At 43.2% G+C, this 24,123-nt stretch carries 29 protein-coding genes; 8 read left to right on the top strand and 21 right to left on the bottom strand.

Annotation, left to right across the window (positions count from 1 at the left end; translation table 11 throughout):
• Positions 1-49 precede the first annotated feature (49 nt).
• Together QQK21_RS15085 and QQK21_RS15080 are read right to left on the bottom strand one after the other, a co-directional pair.
• Complete coding sequence (locus QQK21_RS15085) at positions 50-1,372, bottom strand: ATP-binding protein (protein ID WP_284193010.1); 1,323 nt, start codon at positions 1,370-1,372, stop codon at positions 50-52.
• Positions 1,373-1,480: 108 nt separating this feature from the next.
• Positions 1,481-1,822, bottom strand: coding sequence for an eCIS core domain-containing protein (locus tag QQK21_RS15080; RefSeq protein ID WP_284193009.1), 342 nt, complete (start codon positions 1,820-1,822; stop codon positions 1,481-1,483).
• A gap of 221 nt (positions 1,823-2,043) precedes the next feature.
• Here QQK21_RS15080 and QQK21_RS15075 point away from each other — a divergent pair, with 221 nt between their 5' ends.
• Together QQK21_RS15075 and QQK21_RS15070 are read left to right on the top strand one after the other, a co-directional pair.
• Complete coding sequence (locus QQK21_RS15075) at positions 2,044-3,054, top strand: cyanobactin maturation protease PatG family protein (protein ID WP_284193008.1); 1,011 nt, start codon at positions 2,044-2,046, stop codon at positions 3,052-3,054.
• A gap of 10 nt (positions 3,055-3,064) precedes the next feature.
• The gene (locus tag QQK21_RS15070) at positions 3,065-3,994 is read left to right on the top strand and encodes a cyanobactin maturation protease PatG family protein (RefSeq protein ID WP_284193007.1); all 930 of its coding nucleotides are present in this window, start codon (positions 3,065-3,067) and stop codon (positions 3,992-3,994) included.
• A gap of 63 nt (positions 3,995-4,057) precedes the next feature.
• Here QQK21_RS15070 and QQK21_RS15065 read toward each other — a convergent pair whose 3' ends face one another.
• Complete coding sequence (locus QQK21_RS15065; protein WP_284193006.1) at positions 4,058-4,669, bottom strand: RebB family R body protein; 612 nt, start codon at positions 4,667-4,669, stop codon at positions 4,058-4,060.
• 167 nt (positions 4,670-4,836) lie between these two features.
• Here QQK21_RS15065 and QQK21_RS15060 point away from each other — a divergent pair, with 167 nt between their 5' ends.
• From QQK21_RS15060 to QQK21_RS15050, 3 genes are read left to right on the top strand one after another with little or no spacing between them, the layout of a single operon-like run.
• Complete coding sequence (locus tag QQK21_RS15060) at positions 4,837-5,319, top strand: DUF2589 domain-containing protein (RefSeq protein WP_284193005.1); 483 nt, start codon at positions 4,837-4,839, stop codon at positions 5,317-5,319.
• 11 nt (positions 5,320-5,330) lie between these two features.
• Positions 5,331-5,933, top strand: coding sequence for a DUF2589 domain-containing protein (locus QQK21_RS15055; protein ID WP_284193004.1), 603 nt, complete (start codon positions 5,331-5,333; stop codon positions 5,931-5,933).
• Between the two features lie 53 nt (positions 5,934-5,986).
• Entirely contained in the window at positions 5,987-6,343 is a 357-nt protein-coding gene (locus tag QQK21_RS15050; RefSeq protein WP_284193003.1) for a hypothetical protein, read from the top strand.
• A gap of 107 nt (positions 6,344-6,450) precedes the next feature.
• Here QQK21_RS15050 and QQK21_RS15045 read toward each other — a convergent pair whose 3' ends face one another.
• The 7 genes from QQK21_RS15045 to QQK21_RS15015 all read right to left on the bottom strand — a co-directional run bounded on the left by QQK21_RS15045 (position 6,451) and on the right by QQK21_RS15015 (position 9,723).
• Entirely contained in the window at positions 6,451-6,705 is a 255-nt protein-coding gene (locus tag QQK21_RS15045; RefSeq protein ID WP_284193002.1) for a hypothetical protein, read from the bottom strand.
• Between the two features lie 10 nt (positions 6,706-6,715).
• Complete coding sequence (locus QQK21_RS15040; RefSeq protein ID WP_284193001.1) at positions 6,716-7,099, bottom strand: RebB family R body protein; 384 nt, start codon at positions 7,097-7,099, stop codon at positions 6,716-6,718.
• 15 nt (positions 7,100-7,114) lie between these two features.
• Positions 7,115-7,387 carry a hypothetical protein gene (locus QQK21_RS15035; protein WP_284193000.1) on the bottom strand — a complete coding sequence of 91 codons (273 nt, stop codon included), beginning with the start codon at positions 7,385-7,387 and terminating at the stop codon, positions 7,115-7,117.
• A gap of 54 nt (positions 7,388-7,441) precedes the next feature.
• Positions 7,442-7,720, bottom strand: coding sequence for a RebB family R body protein (locus tag QQK21_RS15030; RefSeq protein ID WP_152432505.1), 279 nt, complete (start codon positions 7,718-7,720; stop codon positions 7,442-7,444).
• A 44-nt stretch (positions 7,721-7,764) separates the two neighbouring features.
• The gene (locus QQK21_RS15025) at positions 7,765-8,031 is read right to left on the bottom strand and encodes a RebB family R body protein (RefSeq protein ID WP_152432504.1); all 267 of its coding nucleotides are present in this window, start codon (positions 8,029-8,031) and stop codon (positions 7,765-7,767) included.
• Between the two features lie 69 nt (positions 8,032-8,100).
• The gene (locus QQK21_RS15020; RefSeq protein WP_284192999.1) at positions 8,101-8,346 is read right to left on the bottom strand and encodes a RebB family R body protein; all 246 of its coding nucleotides are present in this window, start codon (positions 8,344-8,346) and stop codon (positions 8,101-8,103) included.
• Between the two features lie 195 nt (positions 8,347-8,541).
• Entirely contained in the window at positions 8,542-9,723 is a 1,182-nt protein-coding gene (locus QQK21_RS15015) for a helix-turn-helix domain-containing protein (RefSeq protein WP_284192998.1), read from the bottom strand.
• Positions 9,724-10,292: 569 nt separating this feature from the next.
• Here QQK21_RS15015 and sstT point away from each other — a divergent pair.
• Positions 10,293-11,510 (top strand): serine/threonine transporter SstT, encoded by a 1,218-nt coding sequence (sstT, locus tag QQK21_RS15010; RefSeq protein ID WP_284192997.1) that lies wholly within the window; start codon positions 10,293-10,295, stop codon positions 11,508-11,510.
• Positions 11,511-11,726: 216 nt separating this feature from the next.
• Positions 11,727-12,881 (top strand): anthrax toxin-like adenylyl cyclase domain-containing protein, encoded by a 1,155-nt coding sequence (locus tag QQK21_RS15005; protein WP_284192996.1) that lies wholly within the window; start codon positions 11,727-11,729, stop codon positions 12,879-12,881.
• 57 nt (positions 12,882-12,938) lie between these two features.
• Here QQK21_RS15005 and pstB read toward each other — a convergent pair whose 3' ends face one another.
• From pstB to QQK21_RS14980, 5 genes are all read right to left on the bottom strand, one after another.
• On the bottom strand, positions 12,939-13,688 hold the full coding sequence (gene pstB / locus QQK21_RS15000; protein WP_284192995.1) for a phosphate ABC transporter ATP-binding protein PstB: 750 nt from the start codon (positions 13,686-13,688) through the stop codon (positions 12,939-12,941).
• Between the two features lie 45 nt (positions 13,689-13,733).
• A complete protein-coding gene (gene pstA / locus QQK21_RS14995) occupies positions 13,734-14,597 on the bottom strand; it encodes a phosphate ABC transporter permease PstA (protein ID WP_284192994.1) in 864 nt (287 codons plus the stop codon).
• 21 nt (positions 14,598-14,618) lie between these two features.
• Complete coding sequence (gene pstC / locus QQK21_RS14990) at positions 14,619-15,551, bottom strand: phosphate ABC transporter permease subunit PstC (protein WP_284192993.1); 933 nt, start codon at positions 15,549-15,551, stop codon at positions 14,619-14,621.
• 90 nt (positions 15,552-15,641) lie between these two features.
• Positions 15,642-16,463 carry a phosphate ABC transporter substrate-binding protein gene (locus tag QQK21_RS14985; RefSeq protein ID WP_284192992.1) on the bottom strand — a complete coding sequence of 274 codons (822 nt, stop codon included), beginning with the start codon at positions 16,461-16,463 and terminating at the stop codon, positions 15,642-15,644.
• A gap of 243 nt (positions 16,464-16,706) precedes the next feature.
• Positions 16,707-17,138, bottom strand: coding sequence for a MarR family winged helix-turn-helix transcriptional regulator (locus QQK21_RS14980; protein WP_284192991.1), 432 nt, complete (start codon positions 17,136-17,138; stop codon positions 16,707-16,709).
• A gap of 173 nt (positions 17,139-17,311) precedes the next feature.
• Here QQK21_RS14980 and QQK21_RS14975 point away from each other — a divergent pair, with 173 nt between their 5' ends.
• Positions 17,312-17,770 (top strand): hypothetical protein, encoded by a 459-nt coding sequence (locus QQK21_RS14975; protein WP_284192990.1) that lies wholly within the window; start codon positions 17,312-17,314, stop codon positions 17,768-17,770.
• Here the strand turns inward: QQK21_RS14975 and QQK21_RS14970 are convergent.
• The 6 genes from QQK21_RS14970 to QQK21_RS14945 all read right to left on the bottom strand — a co-directional run bounded on the left by QQK21_RS14970 (position 17,760) and on the right by QQK21_RS14945 (position 24,100).
• Positions 17,760-19,196, bottom strand: coding sequence for a coniferyl aldehyde dehydrogenase (locus tag QQK21_RS14970; protein ID WP_284192989.1), 1,437 nt, complete (start codon positions 19,194-19,196; stop codon positions 17,760-17,762). The genes QQK21_RS14975 and QQK21_RS14970 overlap by 11 nt on opposite strands.
• A gap of 119 nt (positions 19,197-19,315) precedes the next feature.
• A complete protein-coding gene (dsbD, locus tag QQK21_RS14965; protein WP_431313124.1) occupies positions 19,316-21,055 on the bottom strand; it encodes a protein-disulfide reductase DsbD in 1,740 nt (579 codons plus the stop codon).
• Positions 21,055-21,936, bottom strand: coding sequence for an FAD:protein FMN transferase (locus QQK21_RS14960; protein ID WP_284192987.1), 882 nt, complete (start codon positions 21,934-21,936; stop codon positions 21,055-21,057). The genes dsbD and QQK21_RS14960 overlap by 1 nt, the downstream gene beginning before the upstream one ends.
• Positions 21,926-23,149: a DUF3570 domain-containing protein gene (locus QQK21_RS14955; RefSeq protein ID WP_284192986.1), complete on the bottom strand. Its 1,224-nt coding sequence runs from the start codon at positions 23,147-23,149 to the stop codon at positions 21,926-21,928. The genes QQK21_RS14960 and QQK21_RS14955 overlap by 11 nt, the downstream gene beginning before the upstream one ends.
• Positions 23,150-23,168: 19 nt before the next feature.
• Complete coding sequence (locus QQK21_RS14950; protein WP_284192985.1) at positions 23,169-23,639, bottom strand: DUF4266 domain-containing protein; 471 nt, start codon at positions 23,637-23,639, stop codon at positions 23,169-23,171.
• Positions 23,636-24,100: a TlpA family protein disulfide reductase gene (locus QQK21_RS14945; RefSeq protein ID WP_284192984.1), complete on the bottom strand. Its 465-nt coding sequence runs from the start codon at positions 24,098-24,100 to the stop codon at positions 23,636-23,638. Before QQK21_RS14945 ends, QQK21_RS14950 begins: the two co-directional genes overlap by 4 nt.
• Positions 24,101-24,123 lie beyond the last annotated feature (23 nt).

Genomic DNA, 24,123 nt, shown 5'->3' with positions numbered 1-24,123 from the left:
CTACAAAAACGCCAAAGCCCGTAATTGAACACTTTGGCGATAAATACAACTAAAAAAACGAATGACGACCTACGTTACTTTCCGGACCATTTTGCAAACGCTTAGCGCGCACTATGCCCACTTCAATATCGCTTTTTAACAAATAGCTCGAACCTTTACTGCAAGCCTTAAGCGCAGCATAACGTACCACATTGATGATCTCAGCTCCCGTTAACGCATAATCACGCGCCAGTTGCGCAAGCGATATATCGGGATCATACCGTTTAAGATCTGGTAACGCATTTTTCCATAGTGCCAGACGCACCTTTTCATCGGGTTTAACGAAAAAGACTGCCGTTTCAAAACGGCGGAAAAAAGCATCGTCGAGATTATTCTGCAAGTTGGTGGCCAAAATAATAATACCGGTAAAGGCTTCAATCCGTTGCAGCAAGTAGGCTACATTCTGGTTAGCAAACTGATCATTTGCACCACTGGTTTGAACCCGCTGGCCAAACAGCGCATCCGCTTCATCAAAAAAAAGCAGCCAATTGTGCTTCTCCGCCATGACGAAAACCTGCTCGAGGTTCTTTTCAGTTTCACCAATGTATTTGGATGTGACGGCACCAATATCGACCCGATAGACAGGCCGCTTGGTACGTTTTCCGAGCAAAGTCGCCGTCAGCGTTTTTCCTGTGCCCGAAGGACCATAAAACAAAGCACGAAATCCAGGCCTCAGTTTACCTTCAAACGGCCAGTCCTTTTCCAAGGCCCTACCATGTTGTAGCCAAAGCTCGATTTCATCCAGATCATCATATACAGATTTCGGTAGTACCAATGCATCCCATTCTAAAGGCGTGGTCAGCAAACTGGCAAGGTTATTGACTATCGCTGGCGGCTTAGCATTAGTCCCCAACAAATATTGATTTAGCACTTCTGGTCTTAACTTCAGAGCCTGCCACATTAAGGGCAAAGCATCACAAGCTGAATCGAGATCGAACAGGTCATGCGCCTGCGACACATTGATATCTGATAACCATCGAAACACTTCCAGACGACGTTCGACTGCATGTTCACCGAGCAAAAACGCCAGTGTTTGCCCTGTAGCCCATACCACGCCTTCATTTTCAACTAGGCCAAACTCGATGTATAGTCGGTGCGTGCTTTCATTGGGCTGCATCAGTATTTCAAAGGTTTCAGGTTGAAGATGAGGAATAAGCGCTAGACTAATGGCGATTTTTTCAACATCAAGATGCTCGCGATTAGATCCATGGCAAAGTTCAGAAAACTCATCAAAACCAAATTTATAATTATTTTCACCTGTAAATTGAAAGCGCTGTTCTAATCTAAGGTGAATTAAAGAATTGCACTGCATTAGTGCCAAATTAGTGTTCATGCTAGATCTCCAAACAACCTAATACAGCATTCAAAAAAGCAATATTATTCATTACCACGAATAAGTCAGTTATTGGGTACAACTCATCGTATTTGCTATAGACATTAATTAATACCTACTAAACGCCAAAGCCCCTAATTCAGTGGCATGTTCCTCCAACCATGGATCGTCATTTATTTCTACACCATTAATATTCACCGTCGGTTTTACCATACCCATAGCTTGTTGTACTATATGCCCAAGCTCATGGGGTAAGTGCTGCTCCTGCCCCGGTGCTAGGTAAATCTCGTGCCCTTGGGCATATGCATGAGCTTGGACTTGCCTAGGTTTTTCTGAGTTAAAAAACACCCTGACATGGCTCAAGTTCATCCCCGTTAACTTTTCCATCCCTCGCCGTAACTTTGTTGGCAATGGTTTAATAATCGCTTTATCGTATTGTTTTATTTCCATCCTAAACCTCTTGGTATGTAATTTACATTTTCACTGTATCATTAAGATAAATGATTACTCAGGACAAAAAATCAATAATTAAGGAAATATTATTATTTAAATAATACTCAATCATCATTGAGTTATTTTACTGGAAAATGCATTTCTTAATCCGAATAAAACTTCCCATTTATCTTTATTCTTATCTGATAACAAACAGCTCATGAAATAAGGAAGGACCTATGTCATCATCACCACAAGACTCTAGCCATAATTTAGACCAAACCAGTACCAATCTTATTAAATCAACCCCAGAAAATGTGGTTGTTCAACGCGAAACCCTTTCAAGTGAGACCGCAGTAACCGACGAAGAGATGCCTTTAACGCCAAGCCCTATTTATGTGGCCGGTAAACTGCGCGTTGAGTTTGCTAACAAAGGGCTTGAAAAGGAGTGCGAAGCTGCAGCACAAGAGTTATCGGTCGTATCCGATAAGTCTGTCGCTCCACACGACTATGGCACCATTTTTGGTTACGAAGCTGGTAAAGAAAGCAATGAAAGCGCTTATTTAAGCCGTAAAACTCGCCCATATCGCTATTTGGCAGAAAATGCCAAATGGATACTCTCGGTTGATGAACAAGACACCTATGTGATTGAGCCACATAGTGTAGTGGAACTTAATGAATTCATTAACTTTTTGAAACAAAATGAAAAGCACTGCAATAATCAAAACTTGTGTGTGATTATTGGAGAACAGTTCGGTTATACCGACAGCGGTAATGAAGAGGCATCCATACTGCCCAAGGTGCGCTGCAAACATATGTTTTCCTTCAATAGCGATGATCAGGCAGTTAAGGAAAAACTAACAGGCGCAGGGATTAACACCACAAGTAAAGCAATCAGCGATTTATTGCGTCTACTTAACGTTAAACAAAATCGTGGCAACACAAACTCAGAGAGAGCAAAGAACTTTTTGGCCTTTCGCTATCCAGACATTTACGCGATACGCACCAGTGAAGTCTCAGAAAAGTCTTCTGAGCGGACAACTCTCAGTCAGCCAGAACATGAATTTTTGCGCCGTATTGATACCCGTATTGCCCAAAGTGCGCCAGAGCATACCTTAGTTGATGTGATCTTTCACTACCAGCGCAGCGTCAGTGGCCGGCAATTTAGCTACTACGCCACTGTCGATGTCAGCCAGCTTTTTCCCTACTTACATTCACCATTGAGTGACTATATCCCCCATAACCAATAGGAGAGCGAGTATGATCACCCCCTATCACGTATTGAATCCCAATCGCGTTGTTCAAAAACGCAGCGCTACCTCTTCTTTTGGTTTAGAGGATTTGGCTAGCGATGTGTACGCTCTTGGCTGTATTAGCGCTGATTGGCCAGACAAAAGTGTTGAAAATGAGTTTCGAGCTCACGCCAAATGGATCGACGCCTACGGTGTTAGCATTAGTCAAAGTGACTTTTGCCAAAAAGTTGAACCTTGCGCAGTGACTCTTCCCAGAGCAAATGATACCACCAGCAATAAGGACACGGATCAGAGCTTAATCCGCCAAGTTCTAAAGACACGTCGATGCCGATACCTCGCCAGAGAGTTGGACTGGTATTTGGAAGATGTTTACGGCAATCGGCTCTATCAACTGGTACCAAGCGAATACAACATGCAGCAGCTTATTAATGCGTTAACCGATACCAAATCCAATCCACGGCGAACCATCAATGTACTCGTCGTTGGGAGATCAAGTGGGGGTCTTAGCAGTCTGGATGAGCTTACTATCACAAAGTTTCGCTCAATGACGGCACACGACATCGCCAAACATATTCCCAAATTGCATAATCCCCAATCATGCCGAGATCTGACTCATGTGATAGAGCTGTATTTATCGCTAGCGAGCAATAATGGCGTAACCGATGAGGAACGAGCTCTCAATTATTTGCTCAGCTACGGGTATGACTTTTATGAAAAAATGTATCGCCAGCGTAGTGAAGGTAATTCTAAATCAATTCATCTTGTGAGTATTGATGCTCGTGTCCATTATGCAGGCGAGAGAACGTTAGTCTACGTGGTGTTTAACTTCCAAGACAGCAAAACCAGCGCACTGGAATCTTGGTATTCAACCGTCGATGTAACGGATCGTTTTCCGTTTCTGATCAGTGCGTTTGAGCCCTATATCAATGTGCTTTAATCGTAGATCATGTGCTCGCTAATCACGCCACCTCACCAAAGGTGGCGTTTGTTTCAACAGTGCCTAATGGCTACTGTCAATAAGTTCACTAGCAACCGCGCCACTGACACCCGTTCCAATTGATAATATGGTTTGAATGCCCAACGTATTAGCAGTGAACTGAACATTCATTGTTTGATGTTGACTTGAACTGGCGGTTTGAGCCCCCGTCGACAACGCATGCCCTACCGAGAGCATTTGATTGGCACTCGCCGCTGCAGGAGTCGACATTTCAACCATCTCTCCACCATCCATTGACGCTTCAAAACCACTTAGTGATAAAGTGATGTTTGCAGCCCATGCATAACTCCAAAGTTTATTTACATAACGCGTTGGGATAAATTCTAGCGTGATCATACTTGACTCCAAAACCCACTGAGAAATATCGCCTTTATATACGGTTTGGTAGGTTTTATCATGATTGTGAGTCGTTAAGCTTTCGGCCTTATTCCCATTCACATAAAGATCAACAAACTCATTGTTGTGGCCCAGGTCGCCCTTCATCTCAATCGTCAAAATGGCAGAATCAAAGCGACGATTAGGGATAAAGGTAACCACTGCCGGCTCTTGCTCGCCAGCAATAATCTCAATCACCTTAGTTTCATTGTCTAGATAAGTGTTTCCTCGTACTGTCATAACTCTCTCCTTTAGTTAGCTTAGATAGAATAATTGGCAATACTGCTCTGGACTTGGGGAAACACGCGCCATAATCCTACCATTGCCGCAAAATGCCATTGCTTCCCCCAATCACCAATCTCACTAAGGCTTAACAATAGTGATGCATGTGAAAATAGGAGGAACGTATGCACATGAAAAAGCAAGTCACACTTCAAGCTCTAGTGGAAGCTATTCTTGGTTCAGCGTCCGAAGCCCAAAAGCAAATAGATAATGCCCAAGTCGCGTCTTTCCAACAGTGGTTTAATCCTGATGGAACACCAAAGCAAATCGAAGCCAAAATCCCCGATATGGACAACCCTTCGCCCACTGAAGGTATCACATATAAAACCATCTCCATCCCAACCATTACTTTGTTCCAGCCTTCTCCACTCAAAATCAAACAAATGAACACCAAGTTTGAAATCGGCTTAGATGACTTGATTGAAGTCACGCCTGTCGAAACAAGAACCAAAACCGACAATATGGTGATAGAAGCGGAAAAGCACATTCTGGCGAGCCTGTACAACGATAACAGTTCGCGCATGGCCAGTATTGAAGTCGAGTTCGAAAATGGAGAACCCTCTGAGGGTTACCTGCGTTTAATGAACGAGCTATATAAACTCATCTAAGGAGACACACTATGCCAGACTCAAAACTACTTAACATTGCCGATCAATTCCGGGGGCTACCAATGGAAGACCTTATTGGTGCCCCCCTAACTGCGGCTTGTAACGCTCAGGAAATGTTGGCAAGTACGACTATCAACTTTATTGAGCGTGTTTGTTTTAAAGATCTCAATGCTGCACACAAACCAAGTGATGGCTCCATACACATCCCAAATTATGAAATACGTACTGTTCCCTTTTCATTTAAACAACAAGAAGGGAACGAGCAAAAAACTTACAAGGTTGAAGTGCCTTTAATGTCGATCATTAATATTCCGTCTCTACAGGTCACTGATGTTGATATCAATTTCTCAATGGAAGTAAAGTCATCATTTTCTGAGTCGAGTAAAGACGAAATGGAAGCCAGCACCCAGGTAGAGACCGAGCTCAATGCTGGATTATTTAAAATGAAAGCCAAGATGAGCGGTTCCATTTCATCCAGTAAAGAGTCAACCCGAAAAAGTGATAACTCAGCCAAATATGATGTCAATGTGGTGGCTAAGCAGCTCCCACCACCTGAGGGCTTGTCACGCGTTTTGGATATGCTTGATCAATGCATAATGCCGATTCCTGCATAACCAACTCTTTCACCTATGGCACAACTTGGTTGTGCCTACTAAAGGAGACAAATATGTTCAAATCCGACCGAACCACCTCCAGTTATGATATTACGGATATTGGTCATGTAGAACGAATCATTGTTGGCGCCACAGAGCCAGACACGATTCCAACGACAAAAGAAAACCAACTGAAAATAGATAAGCTCAACGCCTATTTGCAAACTTCCCCACGCGGAAGAATAATCGGTACTGAACGCAGCTTTTCATTAGTCCGAATTGGGGAGCATCAAGTGGTATTGGAAGCCGTTGCCTACCATATTGGCTTTAAAAGGAAACCGTCTTGGATTAAGCCAAATGCCCAAAAAGTTGAGCTTGGGCCAGAGATTGATCTGTGCGAGGTTGAAAAAGTCATACAAGAAAACCGATAAGGTATGGAGCCAAATGGCTCCGTATTTTTGATATTGGAATACTCTCCAATAAAAAGCCTGGTAGACATAAAATGCACTACCAGGAAGGCTTGGCAATTGCTCAATCTTTATGGCTTGTGATTCGATTCTTGAGTCATCTTTTCTCTAAGAAACGTCATATTGTCATTGAGTGCTTGTGCCAGATCGGTATGCATCATCGTTAACTGAGTGGTCAATTGCTCAAAGTTTTGGTTAAGTTGAGCATTTAAGCGCGCAAAATCAAATTGCGGTGCCTCAAATGCCTCCGTGGGCCTTAGTGTGTAGCGCCCTTTTTCGACGTCTAAGTCATCTTTAGCGATGTGTTCACTTTGCTTTTCAGTCATACTCTTCACCTTATGTCGTAACGTATTGCCAAACTGTACCTGCAATAAACAAAGACAAGAGTGTCACCCCAATAGCGAACAATGCCGTCTTAGAACTTGGTCTGGCCCTTTTTCTTGGCTTAGATTCAACGTCAAGACTTTGCTCAAGCCTAGGCGGTTTATTCGTATTCGGGTGTATTTCAATGGTTGCTTCAGGTTTAGATTGCGCTTGCAAAATTCTCGCACAAGCGTGAGTGACGGAGCTCGATGACGCCATTTGAGCATTTTGCTGTGACACAATCGCGTTTTGCATACCACGCGATAAGGTGTCTGCAAAAATCGTATCAACCATATCCAGTGAATAATTGTCTTGCGCATTCTCACCCGCAGGGTTTGGGTTAATTTTTCCATCCATTTTCATGTTCTCTAGTCAGATGTTCTTTCTTGCCTGATTGACATGCGAGTAGAGTTCAACAAAGTTTTCTTTGGACGCTCTTGCTTGCTCATTGATTTTATCTAACGCTTGCAGATAGGAAGCGTCACCAGATTCAATAAAATTGGCCAAGGCAACACCGCTTGCTGTGGTCAGCAGCGTACTCATATCTCTAAAAGAGTTTGCTGCATCTTGCACAGCCAACGCACCTGACTGAGCCAGTGATTTATCTGTGATATGGAAAGTTTGTTTGGTTTCGTCTTTAAACATGATACGCCTTCCTCAATAGAAACAATGTAGGGGGCGTCCCCCCTACTGCTTGAATTAACGTCGAGTGTCACCACGGTCAATGATTTGACCAGAAACAGTACCTGTCACTGCATTACCCGTGTTCATTAATGCGTTGATTCCTTGTACTGTTGCGGCTTGCCACATCACGTTAGCTTGCTGCTGACCAGTCGTTAGGTTTTGCGCTGCAATACCTAATGCTTGACTTGTGGTCATCATTAGATTGCCCATTGCCGTAGCGGGTACATCTCCAATAACTTTAGTATTAACTTGAGTCACTGAATCTGTGATGGCTTCATTTACATAGTTTGGCATTGTTTTTTCCTTTCTCTTTGTCAGTTAAAGTGTGTTTATTGAGGTTATCCTCGGTCGATAATGTTGCCGGTCACCGTTCCGGTCACCGCATTACCTGTGTTCATCAACGCGTTGATTCCTTGTACCGTAGCCGCTTGGTGCATAACATTGGCTTGTTGCTGACCCGTTGCCGCATTCTGACCTGACACACTCAGACTTTGGCTGGTTGTCAACATCAGATTTCCCATCGCAGATGCTGGCGTATCACCCAAAACCTTAGTGTTCACCTGAGTGACAGAGTCGGTCACTGAGCTATCGACTGTGTTTGGCATAGTTGTCTCCTTTGCTTTGTAGAGGTAGTGAACGGTGTGCCACACCGCATGTAATGTGCTTTGGTGTTTTTATAAAATCTTCTCCACGACAGCGCTTTGAACTGCACTGCCGGTACTCATGATTCCAGTATTTGCTTGAACTGAAGAGGTTTGGCGAGTCATATTGCCCGCTTGCTGATTCGCAACGGCATTCATAAGTGATAGACAAAGTGCTGTATTAGCCGTATTGATTAAGTTAGCGGCAGCGTTTGCTGATGACATACCGACTGTGAGCAAAGTGGCTTCTGAAACAGATTGTGATACTGGGTCTGACATAGTGGCTTCCTTTGATGGTGACAATCTAAAACGCTGTCAACTCGCTGCTTGTATGAACTCAGTATGTAACAATCAAAAGCAACAAACTCAGGTGAATTCGCCCACTATTCGGCTTGAATTAGCAAAAGTTTGTTCAAGGGGTTAGTCATAAAAAAACGGCCCTATAAAGGACCGTTTTTTAGTTATATGAATTCGTTAAGAAAGCATATCGGCATGAGCTTGCCGTTGATATTCACGAAATTTCCTTGGTGTAGTTCCAAAATGACGTTTAAACATTTTCTCAAAATGACTCAGATCGCCAAACCCAGATTGCAAACATACATCCGTGATTTTGATGGTTGGACAATCTATGATTAATCCTTTGGCGTACTGCATTCTCAATTGCACCAATATACTTTTAAATGGGCGATTTAAATGTTCTCTGAATAAAAATGACAGGTGTGATGGGCTCGTATAGCAAGCATTAGAAAGATCATGCAAGGATACATCTTCCAAAAAGTGTCTGCTCAAATACTCTAATGCTTTATACAGGCCTAGATGAATATGGCGATAGATATCCAGATCTTGGCTAAGGAGTGCATCAATTAAGTCCGGACGTACTTTGATAGACTCAGGTATACCCAAGTTTGTAATATCCTGCTCTCCAATTTGGTAAGTACAAGAAGAAACCAGTAGCACCATAACCCTTTGTAGCTGAGAAACATTTTGCGGCCACGAGAGATGGCAGAGCCTTTCTTTTGCTAAAGGCGTAATTTGAGCGGGGCTCCCCCCACCAAACTTTGCTAGGAAATAGTCAATATACTGAGGAATATCTTGCACTCGGTCTCGAAGTGGCGACAAACTGAGTTCCAAAAATGGTGCATTACTACAAAGTATTTTAGAAAGAAAATGCGTTTTTTCTGTTAATAGATGTTCACTGGACAAAATCAATTGAGTATTGGCGTTGGCAAGCTGGTTATATATCTCTCGATTGGAGAAAATGTAGGTCAAATAATCTTTATGTTTATCACTTAACTTGTCAACTTCAGCAAGAAATATGGTCCCATTCTCCGCTTTTTTGATACTGTCGCTAAAAAAGAGTTGAAACTCATCAAATCCTGCAATTTGCTCTGGTACATAAACAAATCTACCAAAGGTAAAATGTCTATTCTTATGAATCTCTTGCGCCACTGCGCGTTTTTCTGTTCCGGGTTCTCCACATATGAAAATCGGTAAACTCGCTTGTGATGCATAAAGGATTTGCTGCTTTGTCCTCATTATACTCTCACTATTTCCCATGATAGGTGGGCAATCAAGTAAGGTTTCAAAGTGTTTAGAATCGCATTTTTCACGACCTTTATTCCTTTGTGGTGATGCAATAATAGCTGGCTTATGCATAGAATTGTCCTTATATCTCGCTAAAGGTGACGTTGCGTCTCTATGCTATTCGGGACAACTCAATATGAATCGGAGTGAGTAACTAATTTTACAGATTAAACCTTTAACATTCATACATTTAATAAAAATATGGCGCAGCGAGTACGAACGCTAAGTTTAGTACATTTCTTTAATGGGATGGCAAAGAGAGCGATGAGAACAGTACAATCTCCCCAGAGCGGAAGCTATGACTTGATTTTAATCAAAGTATTGTTAGTGAGTCGGATGGCCTAGCTCGGAGCGTTTTATAAGAGTATGAGCAACGCCTATGGAAATATTGTTCGCCAAAAATATTCCTAACATAATAAATCCAATAAGAAATTTCAGGCTATCCATTAAAATGAATTCACTTGCTGTCAAAAACAATCAATGAAAAATCTTGAGCTACCAAGTATTCATATGCCCAAATTTTCATTTTAATAGGCAATTAACCCTAGACACATTATTTCAAAACGCTAGTATTAGCCCACTCAGTTAGCGAAAACTGAGATCACGATAAATTTATATAACAAATCATTGCAGGGAAAACTATGCAACACAACTCTATTTTTGCCCGTTTTGCGCGTGGAAATTTGGTGTTACAAATCTTAGCCGGTATCGTTCTTGGTGTAGGTCTAGCAACCATCTCTCCTGAATATGCACAAAGCGTTGGCTTACTTGGAAGTCTATTTGTCGGCGCTTTGAAAGCTGTGGCCCCTATTCTTGTTTTTATCCTTGTTGCCGCTTCAATTGCCAATCAAAAGAAAAACCAACATACCTACATGCGTCCGATTGTCGTGCTGTATCTATTTGGTACCTTCACAGCCGCGCTCACCGCAGTGGTACTAAGCTTTATATTCCCAACCACCTTGACTCTGGTTTCTGGTGCAGAAGGTGCAACACCGCCTCAAGGTATTGGTGAAGTAATGAACACATTGCTATTCAAAGTCGTCGATAATCCAGTCAATGCACTAATGGATGCTAACTACATAGGCATTTTGGCTTGGGCCGTTGGCCTTGGTCTTGCCTTACACCACGCATCTTCTACTACCAAAGCCGTGTTTGAAGATTTAAGCCATGGCGTTTCACAAATTGTGCGCTTCATTATTCGCCTAGCACCATTTGGCATATTCGGTCTGGTCTCTTCCACAATGGCGACGACCGGCTTTGATGCATTAGCGGGCTACGCGCAACTATTGGCGGTTTTACTTGGTGCAATGCTGGTGATTGCTCTGATTGTGAACCCACTGATAGTGTTTGCTAAGACAGGAGAAAACCCGTATCCGCTTGTGTTCCTATGTTTACGCGAGAGTGGTGTAACGGCATTTTTTACTCGTTCAAGTGCCGCGAATATTCCAGTCAATATGGCTTTGTGTGAAAAGCTTAAACTGGACGAAGATACCTACTCAGTCTCAATTCCACTTGGTGCAACCATCAATATGGCTGGTGCAGCCATTACTATCACCACGCTTACGCTAGCGGCAGTGCACACCATGGGCATTGAGATCGATCTATTAACTGCCTTACTGCTGAGTATTGTCGCGGCGATATCGGCATGTGGTGCTTCTGGTGTTGCTGGCGGTTCACTACTGCTCATTCCTCTGGCCTGTGGCCTATTTGGTATTCCCAATGAGATTGCGATGCAAGTCGTCGCTGTAGGCTTTATTATCGGAGTAATACAAGACTCCGCAGAAACAGCGCTAAACAGTTCAACAGACGTTATTTTTACTGCCGCTGTTTGCAAAGCCGAACACAAAAATAACGCCTAACCCGTGCTGGTATCAGTATACTGAAAGCCCCGTGTATCGGGGCTTTTTGCATTGAAAATCCTGTATCGACCACGCTTCTAGACGCTACTTCAAACCAACGCAAAAGTATCGCATTTATTGGCACGATTTTACCTTCATTGTACCTAAAATAACCAAGCCAACAGTTACCCTATTCGCTATATTGGCCATCACTACCCACTACTGTTTGTTTCGATTATGCACCTAGGTAACTCAGCTATAAAACATTCTGGGATCGTTCCTGCTCACGAGAAAATTATTGTTAATACGGCCAAACGACATGACTGTATTATCATGGTTCGCCCAGTAAACCCTCTTTCTACCGCACTTATCGAAGAAGGCTACGCAACCAAAGATTTACACGTCAAAGGTAAGTCCTCTGATTGGGGGCCACAGGCTGGTTTTATATGCTGCGATCAATCCTACAGCAAGCTGCATCACAAAGGTCAACAAGAGATTGCCAAGTTCAATCATAAAGTAACAGAATCCATACGTGATGGTTCAGCGAAAGCGGTACCCCTCCTCATATCTAAAGCCAGACTCCAATCTTTGCTTACTGAAAAAATGTTGCATGTGATATCGAGCAAAGAGGGCACTTATCACGTTACAAGCCATGGAAAGCCTCACCAAGATTTTATCCTATATCCTAACGTTGGTATGCCGTTGAGCGAGCATGCACACCTCTATCGTCAGTATCATAAAGATATTCAATCTATGTTCGCAAAACTGCCTCACTTGAAACAAGGCTATTGGGTAATGACCCGAGAAGGTAAGGAAGTCGATTCGCTGATGGTACTGGCTGAACCATCAAATGGCATTCCTCTCACCGCAGACTATGATCTATTTTGCGTTGCACCACATCTTAGCCAATTTAGCACTTTTAAACCCTCACGGCTTAAATCCGTAGTAAAAGTCGTACAAACGGCATTAGCCCAAAAAGACCGCAGAGTTGTCGATGCAGATTTAGGTAGAATTTCACAACTTACACAAAAAGTGAAACAAGAAATCAACCAAGATATTGGCATTAATAATGTGATCCATCATGGCTGTGAAGTGGATAACCCTGTGACAGAGCTAGATTATCCGATAACAGCCTTTACCCCTTGGGGGCAAGTGGTTGGCGCAACAGACCAACGCGAACTGCAAATACTGGCCAAAGATATGCTCTGTCTTGGCTATATCTTTTATCCTAATCGGCTATGGAGCCAAACGGGCAACGTCAATAGTAGTAGCGCTTCACCACTAAGAGATTATCAATGGAACACCAATATCAAAGAAAGTGAATTATTGGCTAAACCCAAAGTGCTTTTGCCTCCAAGCGATTATCGCCACCAACAAAAAAGCCCCTCGTAAAGAGGGGCAAGAGACCATCGCTTTTTATTATAGTGATAATCTTGATGTGGCTAGAACTTAACCAAAGTCACCATTGACGTAACCTTTGGTGCGCTCATCTTTAGGCTGGCTAAAAATAACCTGAGTCGAGTCATGTTCCACCAACTCGCCCATCAAAAAAAAGGCGGTGCGATCTGAAATTCGGCGAGCTTGCTGCATCGAGTGCGTCACAATCACTATGGTGTAGTTCTTTTTCAACTCTTCCATCAATTCTTCAATCTTGTGCGTGGCAATGGGATCTAGTGCTGAGGTTGGTTCATCCATCAAAATCACATCAGGCTCCATCGCAATGGTGCGTGCGATACACAAACGCTGCTGCTGACCACCAGATAAACCGAACGCATGAGACTTTAATCGATCTTTAACTTCGTCCCACAAGGCAGCACCACGTAATGACCGCTCCACAACCTGATCGATATGCTTTTTATCTTTAATACCTTGTGCTCTAAGGCCATAAGCCACATTCTCATAGATACTCATCGGAAACGGATTCGGCTTTTGGAATACCATTCCTACTTTGATTCGCAAATCAGCCACATCGATATTGCCGTAAATGTCATTGCCATCCATATCCAGCTTACCTGTGATCTTGACACCTTCAATCAAGTCATTCATACGATTTAGGCAACGAAGTAAGGTTGACTTACCACATCCAGAAGGGCCAATAAGTGCAGTTACTTGGCGAACAGGAATTGGTAAATTAATCGACTTAAGCGCCTGATTATCACCGTAAAACAGGTCTAAGTTTTCGATATTAAATTTGTTCATGGTCTTTATCTCTTAAATCTTCAATGGGTGCCAACGTTTGATTGCCTAATAACTCGCCGTGTTAAATCGACGTGCAATCAACTTAGTGATCATGTTGATCACCAGAACCACCACAATCAGCACAGTCGCTGTGCCATAAGCCTGATTCCACTCTTCAATGGTAAAGAGCTCAGTGGTCAGCTTATATAAATGAACCGTTAGTGTGCGCCCTGAATCAAGCAGCGAGTCGGGAATGCGAGCGACCATACCTGCGGTTAAAAACACAGGGGCCGACTCACCAATAACACGACCAATACTCAAAATCACCGAAGTGATGATACCAGGCATCGCACTTGGCAATATTAAACGCCAAATGGTATAAATCTTAGATGCACCTAAACCATAAGAGCCTTCTCGATAGGTTTGAGGAACCGCCATCAATGCTTCTTCTGTAGTGCGGATAATGACCGGTAGTATCAAGATACTTAAGGTCAAAGCGCCGGATAGAATCGAGAATCCAAGCCCGAGAATCGCGACAAAGAATGTCATGCCAAACAAGCCGAATATAATCGAAGGTATCCCTGCTAAGGACTCAGTACAAAAACGAATTGCTTTTACCAGTTTGCTGCCAACTTTGGCGTATTCCGTCAAATAAATCGCCGTCATGATCCCAATGGGAGCGGCAACCGCAATTGAAGCGATAACCATATAAAGCGTAGAAATAATCATAGGGAAGATACCATGCTCTTCACCAGTACGCGTGTAGTTATCAGTGATAAAATCCCAATCTACATGTTGTAGACCATTGGATAAGATGTACCAGATGATCCAGAATAAAAAACCAACGGTCAATGCCGCCGCAGCCCAAATCAAAACATTGAGGACATTGTCTTTAAATTGGCGCTGCTTTTTCAATGCGATGCGATCCATAATCTTTACCTCCTGACCCACTTACTTCGCTTTCTCGCGATTGAGATAAAGCAGCCCAGCGTTGAGCATCATAATAAACACCAACAGAACCACACCTGTTGCATAGAGAGCGTTCGCATGCACGCCACTTGCGTAAGACATCTCAATCGCAATATTTGCTGTCAGAGTACGGGCTGAGTCCAAAATACCTTGTGGCATCGCGGGGGCATTTCCCATCACCATAATGATCGCCATTGTTTCACCCAGTGCACGACCGATTCCTAGGATCACACCTGTCATAATTCCGGAGCGCGCAGCAGGAACAAGCAGTTTAAAAATGGTAAAAATCTTGGATGCTCCCAGAGCTAATGATCCTTCCTTGTAAGCACGAGGAACGGCTCGAATTGACGTTTCTGAAACTGTAATCACAGTCGGAAGTATCATCACTCCTAGTACAATAATTCCCGCCAAAATCGTATTACCCGCAGGGACATCAAAAACATCCTGAATCAGGGGAACAATGATTACTAGGCCAAAAAATCCGTAAACAACCGATGGAATGCCTGCCAGAAGTTCCACTGCAGGACGAATGACATCGGCAAGGCGCTTAGGCGCAATCTCAGCGATAAATATAGCCGTCAAGACACCGACAGGGACACCCACAAGCACAGCGCCAAACGTCGACACCACCGATGCGACAATCATGGTGGCCACACCATAAAGCGCAGGCGGCAGCCAATCTTGGCCGAGAACAATACCTGACACGCCCGCTTCTTCAAATGCGGGAATCGATTCTTGTACGATAAAATAGGCAATAACAGCCAGAGATACAATGCCAATCACGGCACTGGTGAGGAATAAGCCATGAAAGACACGTTCTTTCACGTCAACGCGACGTTTAGCGCGTAAACGAGGCTTAGATAATTGAGTCGCTCGTGAATTCATAAGCTCGTCACTATTTGTTGCAATGGTCATAATAATCTTACCCTTCTTACAAACTAGGTCTGCTCGAAGTAAAGCAAAAGCCCAGCCCAAAGTGGGCTGAGCAATAAAAGCGTGAATACATTACTGGACTGAAATATAGCCATGATTGTCAACCAAAGCCTGAGCTTCAGGAGTCAGCATCCAGTCAAGGAACTTTTGCGTTTCAGCCGATGGCTTACCATCTTTGTATAGCACAAGGAAAGGACGAGCCACTTTGTAAGAGCCATTTTTCACATTATCGACGTTAGCTTCAACACCATCAATAGGTAGCGCATGAACCGAGCTATCGACGGTACCTAGAGAGATATAACCGATAGCGTATGGGTTAGAGGCCACCATCGTTTTTAACGCACCATTACCGTTTGCCACTTGCGCTCGCTGTGAAATGGCAGACACTTTTTGACCAGAAATTTTCTTAGTCAGCGCCATAATTTCTTCAAACGCACCGCGAGTGCCTGATGCAGTATCACGAGTAATTGTTACGATTGGCTTGTCGTCACCACCCACTTCTTTCCAGTTAGTCACTTCACCTTTGTAGATTGAACTAACTTGCTCAGCAGTTAACGCTTTAAGCGTGTTTTTAGGGTTAACAACAACGGCTATACCATCTAGTGCAACTTTCAATTCTTTCAGCTCAGGCTCTTTTTCTGACGCTTTCAAGTTGCGAGACGACATGCCAAGATCGGCTGAGCCATTTTTTGCAGCCTTAACGCCAGCAGACGAACCAGGACCTTGTACCTCAATAAATACGTTTGAGTTGGTTTTCATGTATGTTTCAGAGAAAACTTCCATCAGTGGCGTTACGCTGCTAGAGCCCACTGCAGAGATCGTTTCCTTAGCAGAAACGGACGTCACTGCCATTGCACCTAGAAGTGCGACTGCACCGATAACTGTCTTTTTCATCACAATTTCCTTACTTGGCACCATTGCCTCTGTATTTAGCTTGTTCGATGCTAACTTTAGGACTCAATTATGACAGTTGTGTTTCAATTCGTTGAAGCCTGTATGACAAAGTAACTTTATTTTGATTTTTATATAGATAAGCAACAATTGAGATGAAATGGAATGAAAGTGATTGTTAAATAAAGGAAATACATCATAGCAGATAATTTCTTGACCTATGGAAATATAATAACCCACCAGTCATCACTCAATGTTAGCCACTAACTTTTGTAGTAAACGTATCATCTCTTTTTGCTCAGATGAGCATAAAGCACTCAAAATATGGTGATTAACCGACTGTGGAATTGGCGTAATTTCCTTTTGTAGGGCTCGCCCCTTATCCGTTAAATAGATACGAAAGGATCTGCGACTATTTGGATCAACTTGCCTTTGGACTAAGCCTAGTTTTTCTAACTTATCTAGCGTTCGAGTCGTCGTTGAACTTTCTACCTTTGACTTTTTCGCGATTTCTCTTTGCGTAACGCCTTCTTGCTCCCACAAACACATCAAAGTAGGCCACAGTGCAACACTTAAACCATGCTTTCTTAATTGGGCATCTAGGGATTTAGACATATGGTGAGCCATGGCATTAACCAACCAGCCAAAGCTTTCCTCTCTATTAAATTCTTCACTCACAACGATTGACTATTCGGTTAAACAACACAGCCCATATTAACCCATGTCCTAACTCCTCGCATCATCAAACCGCAATAGATGAAAGCTAAACCCAAAATAATTTACATTGCAATTGTTGCATATGCAACAATTGCAATGTAAATTATTTTGGCTTATATAACAAAGGTAAAACAATGAAAAGTATATTTAAAATAGTCCATGTAATCGCATTGTCTGTATTTCTAGGGACCATTATTAGTTATGTTCTAATTGGTATTCTCAGTGGGGAAAACAACTTCAGCTTTAGCAGAGACGTTGTCTTAACTGGTACTCAGTATTTGACGATTCCTGCTCTATGGATAGTCGGATTCAGTGGCATTATGCTCAGTAAAAAGTCTTTTCAAGGTTGGAAAAAAGCCAAAATATTCGGATTTCTATTGATTATGTTCAATACTCACTTCGTTATACTACCAGCAATTAAAGACTCCATTGAGTCCCTCAATCTAGGTGATCTAATCGCCTTAGACAATGCCCTATTCGTTGAAGCGATAGCAGGGAGTATCAACCTCCTATTGATCGTACTTACGATAATAGTTGCCGTAACCAAATGGGGTCACTCAAAAGAAAAATTACCGCTTCCCATTAGCGAATAAACAACCAACTGAGGAGCTTTTCAGCCATCTTTCTGTAGCGGAGTAATAGTGCACTTCTTGGTAACCAAGCTGGTGTATATAGAATCGTTTTTGCTTTGGAAAAGGTCAAGAAGCCCTCTTTACCATGATATTGACCAATACCTGATGCTCCAATACCACCAAAAGGGGCATCTTCAACCGCGACCTGAAGTAAGGTGTCGTTTATGACCACACTACCACTATGCGTCTGTTCAACCACTTGACGCTGCAATACTTTATCCGTTGACATCAAATATAAAGCTAAGGGGCGAGGATTAAAATTAATATAACTGAGTGCCTCATTCAGATGACGATAACCAATCACAGGTAAAATAGGACCGAATATTTCTTGCTGCATGACCTGCATATGCTCGGTAACACCTGTGATAAGATGTGGCAACATCTGCCCTTGTTCCAGCTCCATATTGTTGATGGTATGGATACCAGCACCGCGAGCTTTTGCGTCTTCTAACATAAGATTAAGCCGCTTGTACTGCTGTGAATTTATAATATGCGTAACCGACGTCGTATCGCTATCTTGCAAATACAAGGATTGGAAACGTTTGAGATAAAGATCAACGAAGGCCTGCTCTTTACCCTTTGGCAAAAGCACATAATCAGGTGAAACGCAAATTTGCCCAGAGTTAATCGATTTACCGAGTAACACCGCATCCACTGCGGATCTTAAATCAATGTCATTGTCTATGATAACCGGAGACTTACCACCAAGCTCCAAGGTGACTGGCGTTAAATTTTTTGCTGCAGCAGCGGCCACCAATCTACCCACCGGGGTTGAACCCGTAAAAATAAGGTGATCAAATGGCAGCTTAGAAAAATAGCTTGAAATATCAATCTCACCTTCAACCGGATAAATATGTCCGTCCACGCTGGTGAAAATATTACTCAATATTTGATTGGTATGATGAGTATGTTCGCTTAATTTAACCATCACTCGATTGCCTGCTGCAATCGCAGTCACTATAGGAGCAATACTGAGAAAGATAGGAAAATTCCACGGAACCATGACGCCGACCACCCCAAGAGGTTGATACTCAACTCTCACGGATGAGGGAAATAACAATAATCCTGATTTTCGTCGACTTGGCCTCATCCACTTGTTGAGGTGTTTGATCGTGTAGTTGATATGCGCGACGGCTGGGAATAAGTCACAAATAAGACTATCAAAGCGTGTGCGAGAGCCGTAGTCCAAACTCAAAGCATCCACAAGAGCATCCTGATGATCCATCAAAGTTCGTTTAAGCGTTTTTAGTCGCTCAATACGCCCTTCGTAGGATGAACATGGGTCACTTTGATAATATGTTTTGACTTCCGCATACAGCTGGTACAGCTCTTCTTGGGTACGGATATGTTCTTTTTGCCAGCGACTAAAATCGACAACTCCTTCCATCAGCTATTACCACCTGATCGGTACTCTGTTAGACAACTATAGTATGAGAGTGACTTGATATGCAGTGACCGCAAGCACAAATACCTATCTGCTTAAACCTTCAGCTCACCTCAGCGAAATCACAACTGAGACATCACAGATTGAAAGTGCTCAAGGCCTATCGCCCCCACCACTCTCTGCTCAGGGAATTCCAAGCCACTCGAGTTATAAAAAAACACTGCAGGTGGACCAAATACATTCCTTTCTGCTAACCAAGCCATTTGCTCTTTTGTACTTTGAGTCACATCAAACTTGATGGCCTTCCAGTCAGAAAATTTATCGAGTACCGAAGGATGGGCAAAGACTTCTTGTTCAATATCTTTACACGACACACACCAATCAGCGTAAAGGTCCAGTACAACGCGCTGATTTTGTTGCTTAGCTAAAGCCAAGTTTTGCTGCAGAGAGAGAACAGAGTTTACTTTAGTAAAAGCCAGTTGTGAGCTTGTTTCACCGCCACTTGATTCGGAGATACGCTTTAGTGGTTTGAGAGGATCTTGCGAGCCAAGCAACATACCGACGAAAACAATCAGACCGTAAAATAACGACATAAAGGCGGCAAACTTTCGCGCTCTTGCCCATCCAAGCTGAGCGGCGTCCAACGCACCAAAATGAATCCCACTACCGATAGCCAGCATCGCCCAAAATAACATGGTGAGCCAAGATGGAGCAAACCGACTGACTAGAACAATAGCCACAGCCAGTAACAAAACACCGAACAGTTGCTTAACCACCACCATCCACGGACCAGATTTTGGAAGCCACTTGCCACCACTGATGCCAACCAAGATAAGTGGAACCCCCATACCCAAAGCCATCACAAACAGAGTCATCCCGCCAAGAATCCAATTTTGAGTTGTTGATACATACAACAAAGCCCCTGCCAGTGGCGCGCTGACACAAGGTGAGACCACTAGAGCAGATACAGCCCCCATCACAAACACACTCACCACTTTGCCACCACCTATTTTGTCTGATTCTGTGGTGAGTTTTTGTTGAATCACATTTGGAAGTTGCAATTCGTAAAAGCCAAACATAGCGAGTGCGAGAACAATAAAAACAAACGCAAACAAAGACAATAGCCAAGGCTGCTGCATCATTGCTTGAAGGTTCACCCCTTTAGCTAAAGTCGTGACCAAGATACCCGTTATCGCATAGCTTGACGACATACCTAAAACGTAGGAACTCGACAGTATCAAGCCTTTCTTGCCTGTCATTTTGGCTTCACCACCAATAATGCTTGAGAGAATTGGTATCATCGGCAATACACATGGCGTTAACGAAAGTCCGAGCCCAAGCAAAAAGAAAATCAGTAACGCTTGAGCTCTGGGCAAACTCACTAAGATCTCAGAGAGTCCTGCAGTGTCATCGGCTAAATCTCTGATACTTTGCCAATTGAAATCTGGCAATGAACTTGATGTACGAAGTGGTAAGTCGAGGGTGATTGTCTGGGGTAGATAGCACAACCCCTTCTCAGAGCAGCCTTGATAACGGACTTTAATTTGACCTTCACCACTATAAGGGATCAAGACAGTCACAGGCTGATTAAATACCACTACATCGCCAAAGTATTGGTCTTTTTTCGCTGTACCCGCTAAGGAAAACTGAGGTTCGCTAAGCAAAACTTGGCTATCGGACGAAAATTTAAATCTCGCTTTATACAGGTAATATTGAGGTTGGACAGCAAAATGAACCTGAACACCGCTATCACTGACAGACCATTGATAGGGAAAGGCTTTCTCAACGGGCAAAAATTCGGGGTCTTGCGCTAATGACATAAAAGGGAAATAGACCATGAGCGCGAAAATGAAAGTCTTTATCATGCGACAAACTCCGTGTCTTGATGTATCGATAAATGATCGTCAATGAATACCACCCCGACCTCTTGAGGTAAAGTTAGCTGTGGGTTAATGGTTAGCGCTGTACTTAACGCCCCCGCCTCTAAAGCCGTTGGTGCCAATACACTCACCGAGAGTACTTTAGGGTGTATGCCATGCTGAGATAAAATATGCGAACTTTGTTTATCTGCAAATTGAAAGCTTCGTTCATAATGCGCCGACGTTGTCAGCGCTGCATTCGCTAACGGTACAGAGAATAAAGGTTCATTTCTTTCTTTAGGATTTCTCACCGCAATATTAAATGCCGAGCCATCAGGCTTAGACCCCAAGGCACGAATGTCACCACCAAAATTCACCAAGGCAGAGGGTACGCCGAAAGATTGTGCAATGGTTATGGCCTGATCGACGGCAAATTCTTTAATCACACCACCAAAATCAAACTGAGTTTTTGTCTCCTTGACCACAAGAGACTGCTCGGAAAGATGCCAAGCTTGCGAGCCCATAAACTCTTTCACCGATTCATAAGCCGCCTTTTGAACCATCTCTGGTTGGCGTTTCATAAGCGACTTTATGGTGCCTATCGTCGGATCAAAAAGTCCCTGAGTACCCTCAACTAAGCGCTTTACCACTTCAAAAACGGTGTAGCTTTCCTCGTCCAGTGGTACCTGTGAGCTTTTACGCTGATTCACAGTTTGATTCAACCATGATGTTGAGGAATGAAAATTGTACTTATCCTCTAAACGGCGGGTATTAGACTCTATCATGGCTGCAATATTTTTTGCGTTATTGTTTGCAAAGATTTGCACTTCACACATCACCGTCATGGCTTGAAAACAATGTATAAATGGAACACTAGAACTCATAAGTCGCTCCGACTGCCCACCACTGGGCTTCGAACCCATTTGACTGGTCATAATACGCAGCCAAAAGATTCAGGCGCAAACTTTTATGAAGCTTCGCGCTCAACCCTAGCTCATAGGAATTGGCCGTAAAATCACCCAAACGCAGATCAGATGTCGCATACCCTGTCGAGGCAAAAGTGGGGGCACTGCCATTTGGGTCACGATAAAAATTTGCTGCGGTTTGTGTATACCAAAAATACCCCGGGGCCAATGTTAACCAGCTATTTAAGTTCCACGATAACTTTCCTCCAACCTGATGCGAGCTAACCCCCCAATCATCATTGAAAAACTTATAACGTGGACGCACGACAATGGAATCTGAAATCGACCAAAAAGCTTGAATATTCACACCACCGGAAACACGCTTGTCCGGACGAGAATCTTGACCGAGAAAAACCTCATCAGAACCTATACTTCCGTTACCATCGAGGTCGACTTCACGCAACACCGTCAGATAGTGGTTACTAAGATACCCAGAGCGATAACCGGCAAAAACGGTCAATATCATGTAATAGTTGGGCGTAAACGTTTGTGATAGCCCAGCTTCGAGACTTCCAGTGAATATATCTTGCCAAGTTTGCGAATTTCCCGTGCTTTCATACTTACCAAAGGTCATAGTTTCATCAAATAAAGTTGATATACCTAGGCTATAAGAACGGTTTTTTTGCGAATCCGCATAAATAAGGCCTTTTGCATTAGCACCAATACTTCGATAGTCCTCTTCTTTGGAATAATTGCCACCAAAGGTCCATTCGTTACGAAGTTCATCACGATAAGTTACACTTCCATTGATGGATTGACGGGTATCTTCTAGTTCGTACTTCTGCACTTTGTAATTGCTGCTATTGGGATCATATCCTGCACGTATAACTTGATCGGTCATCGCTTGTGCTTGCTGAGTTTTCGTTACTCGGTTATTGGCATCTGCACCGCCTGCAATGGGTGTCGTCGGTCCCCAAGATGGTGAGGCCCCAGAGACAGTGTCATAGCCAAGTTCAAGATTGATTGTCCAATCTAAACCAATGCTTTTTTCAAGCGACACAATGCTGTCACCCGCTTTAACTTTGTCATCATATTCTTGGTAATTCAGGTAGTGCACTGAAATATGATCTTCAGCCATAACGTTATTGGCCACAGCCGCGGCTCCGAGCAGCGTTATTGGTAATTTTTTCATTTTTATTTAATTTGATAATTTAGTTACAACCACAACCGCCGCCACCGACGCCACTACCACCAACCGAACCTTGTTTGTACGAAAAAACTTTTTCCGAAAACAAATCAAACTCAGGAACAGGTCCACCGGGCTTCATTTCCTTTTTGGCCAAAGTGCCTTTTTGCCATGGTTTTACTGGCTCAATACCGAGTGCTTCATCGACAAAGGCGAATACCGACGTGTCATCATTGGCAGGCTTTGATAATGGCTTGGGCAAATTTAAGTGTTCTGTATTGGGCTTGACCATTTCAATATTGCGCCGCACCCCGATTTCAGAACTGCCACTGGAGTATACGTGACTGGAAATAACTTCTTCTTCCACACCATCACGCTCTGCAGCTGGCTCAACGATCGGCGACTCCTTTTTTCCCAAATGGCTGAGATCTAAGTTAGATGCCGCACTGGACATAAGAGGAACAAGTATGACAAATGCACTAATACTCAACCTCATAACTGCACACCCAGCAGGGATAAGTCATCAAGGATGACGGCACGAATATCCGTAATGGCGCCAAAACGCACTTTGACGACCTGCCCTTGATAAAGATAATAAAGAGCTGGCATCCCTACTGGTTTAAATTCTGCAATCAATTGCTGCTTTGGATCGTTGACCACTGGAAAGTTAAGCCCTAAAGACTTTTGAAATTCGAGCCCTATTTCAATATCCTCATCAACGTCAACACCAACAAAAGTAACACCTGTCCCAGATAGCTCTCCATATAACTGATTAACGACTGGCAATTCATGGCGACATGACACACACCATTCAGCGAAGAAATCGACAATAGTCAGTTGACTCGGGTCCAGCTTTAACTCATTCGAGGCAGTTTGTGTAATGTTCTCTCCTTCATGAAATGCAAATGTGGTAAAAGGTGTCCATAAAGCGAGCATAATAACCAGTGGCTTAATCATTTTATTTTCCTTATTTTCTGAAC

The organism is Vibrio zhanjiangensis (genome assembly GCF_030161235.1).
In the GTDB taxonomy this organism is placed as follows: domain Bacteria; phylum Pseudomonadota; class Gammaproteobacteria; order Enterobacterales; family Vibrionaceae; genus Vibrio; species Vibrio zhanjiangensis.
This window is presented reverse-complemented; position numbering and strand designations above follow the sequence as displayed.

What these genes read in the sequence shown, in the direction of transcription:
- QQK21_RS15085 (WP_284193010.1), bottom strand. Translation starts at nt 1,372, where the DNA reads ATGAACACTAATTTGGCACTAATGCAGTGCAATTCTTTAATTCACCTT.
- QQK21_RS15080 (WP_284193009.1), bottom strand. Translation starts at nt 1,822, where the DNA reads ATGGAAATAAAACAATACGATAAAGCGATTATTAAACCATTGCCAACA.
- QQK21_RS15075 (WP_284193008.1), top strand. Translation starts at nt 2,044, where the DNA reads ATGTCATCATCACCACAAGACTCTAGCCATAATTTAGACCAAACCAGT.
- QQK21_RS15070 (WP_284193007.1), top strand. Translation starts at nt 3,065, where the DNA reads ATGATCACCCCCTATCACGTATTGAATCCCAATCGCGTTGTTCAAAAA.
- QQK21_RS15065 (WP_284193006.1), bottom strand. Translation starts at nt 4,669, where the DNA reads ATGACAGTACGAGGAAACACTTATCTAGACAATGAAACTAAGGTGATT.
- QQK21_RS15060 (WP_284193005.1), top strand. Translation starts at nt 4,837, where the DNA reads ATGCACATGAAAAAGCAAGTCACACTTCAAGCTCTAGTGGAAGCTATT.
- QQK21_RS15055 (WP_284193004.1), top strand. Translation starts at nt 5,331, where the DNA reads ATGCCAGACTCAAAACTACTTAACATTGCCGATCAATTCCGGGGGCTA.
- QQK21_RS15050 (WP_284193003.1), top strand. Translation starts at nt 5,987, where the DNA reads ATGTTCAAATCCGACCGAACCACCTCCAGTTATGATATTACGGATATT.
- QQK21_RS15045 (WP_284193002.1), bottom strand. Translation starts at nt 6,705, where the DNA reads ATGACTGAAAAGCAAAGTGAACACATCGCTAAAGATGACTTAGACGTC.
- QQK21_RS15040 (WP_284193001.1), bottom strand. Translation starts at nt 7,099, where the DNA reads ATGGATGGAAAAATTAACCCAAACCCTGCGGGTGAGAATGCGCAAGAC.
- QQK21_RS15035 (WP_284193000.1), bottom strand. Translation starts at nt 7,387, where the DNA reads ATGTTTAAAGACGAAACCAAACAAACTTTCCATATCACAGATAAATCA.
- QQK21_RS15030 (WP_152432505.1), bottom strand. Translation starts at nt 7,720, where the DNA reads ATGCCAAACTATGTAAATGAAGCCATCACAGATTCAGTGACTCAAGTT.
- QQK21_RS15025 (WP_152432504.1), bottom strand. Translation starts at nt 8,031, where the DNA reads ATGCCAAACACAGTCGATAGCTCAGTGACCGACTCTGTCACTCAGGTG.
- QQK21_RS15020 (WP_284192999.1), bottom strand. Translation starts at nt 8,346, where the DNA reads ATGTCAGACCCAGTATCACAATCTGTTTCAGAAGCCACTTTGCTCACA.
- QQK21_RS15015 (WP_284192998.1), bottom strand. Translation starts at nt 9,723, where the DNA reads ATGCATAAGCCAGCTATTATTGCATCACCACAAAGGAATAAAGGTCGT.
- sstT (WP_284192997.1), top strand. Translation starts at nt 10,293, where the DNA reads ATGCAACACAACTCTATTTTTGCCCGTTTTGCGCGTGGAAATTTGGTG.
- QQK21_RS15005 (WP_284192996.1), top strand. Translation starts at nt 11,727, where the DNA reads ATGCACCTAGGTAACTCAGCTATAAAACATTCTGGGATCGTTCCTGCT.
- pstB (WP_284192995.1), bottom strand. Translation starts at nt 13,688, where the DNA reads ATGAACAAATTTAATATCGAAAACTTAGACCTGTTTTACGGTGATAAT.
- pstA (WP_284192994.1), bottom strand. Translation starts at nt 14,597, where the DNA reads ATGGATCGCATCGCATTGAAAAAGCAGCGCCAATTTAAAGACAATGTC.
- pstC (WP_284192993.1), bottom strand. Translation starts at nt 15,551, where the DNA reads ATGACCATTGCAACAAATAGTGACGAGCTTATGAATTCACGAGCGACT.
- QQK21_RS14985 (WP_284192992.1), bottom strand. Translation starts at nt 16,463, where the DNA reads ATGAAAAAGACAGTTATCGGTGCAGTCGCACTTCTAGGTGCAATGGCA.
- QQK21_RS14975 (WP_284192990.1), top strand. Translation starts at nt 17,312, where the DNA reads ATGAAAAGTATATTTAAAATAGTCCATGTAATCGCATTGTCTGTATTT.
- QQK21_RS14970 (WP_284192989.1), bottom strand. Translation starts at nt 19,196, where the DNA reads ATGGAAGGAGTTGTCGATTTTAGTCGCTGGCAAAAAGAACATATCCGT.
- QQK21_RS14960 (WP_284192987.1), bottom strand. Translation starts at nt 21,936, where the DNA reads ATGAGTTCTAGTGTTCCATTTATACATTGTTTTCAAGCCATGACGGTG.
- QQK21_RS14955 (WP_284192986.1), bottom strand. Translation starts at nt 23,149, where the DNA reads ATGAAAAAATTACCAATAACGCTGCTCGGAGCCGCGGCTGTGGCCAAT.
- QQK21_RS14950 (WP_284192985.1), bottom strand. Translation starts at nt 23,639, where the DNA reads ATGAGGTTGAGTATTAGTGCATTTGTCATACTTGTTCCTCTTATGTCC.
- QQK21_RS14945 (WP_284192984.1), bottom strand. Translation starts at nt 24,100, where the DNA reads ATGATTAAGCCACTGGTTATTATGCTCGCTTTATGGACACCTTTTACC.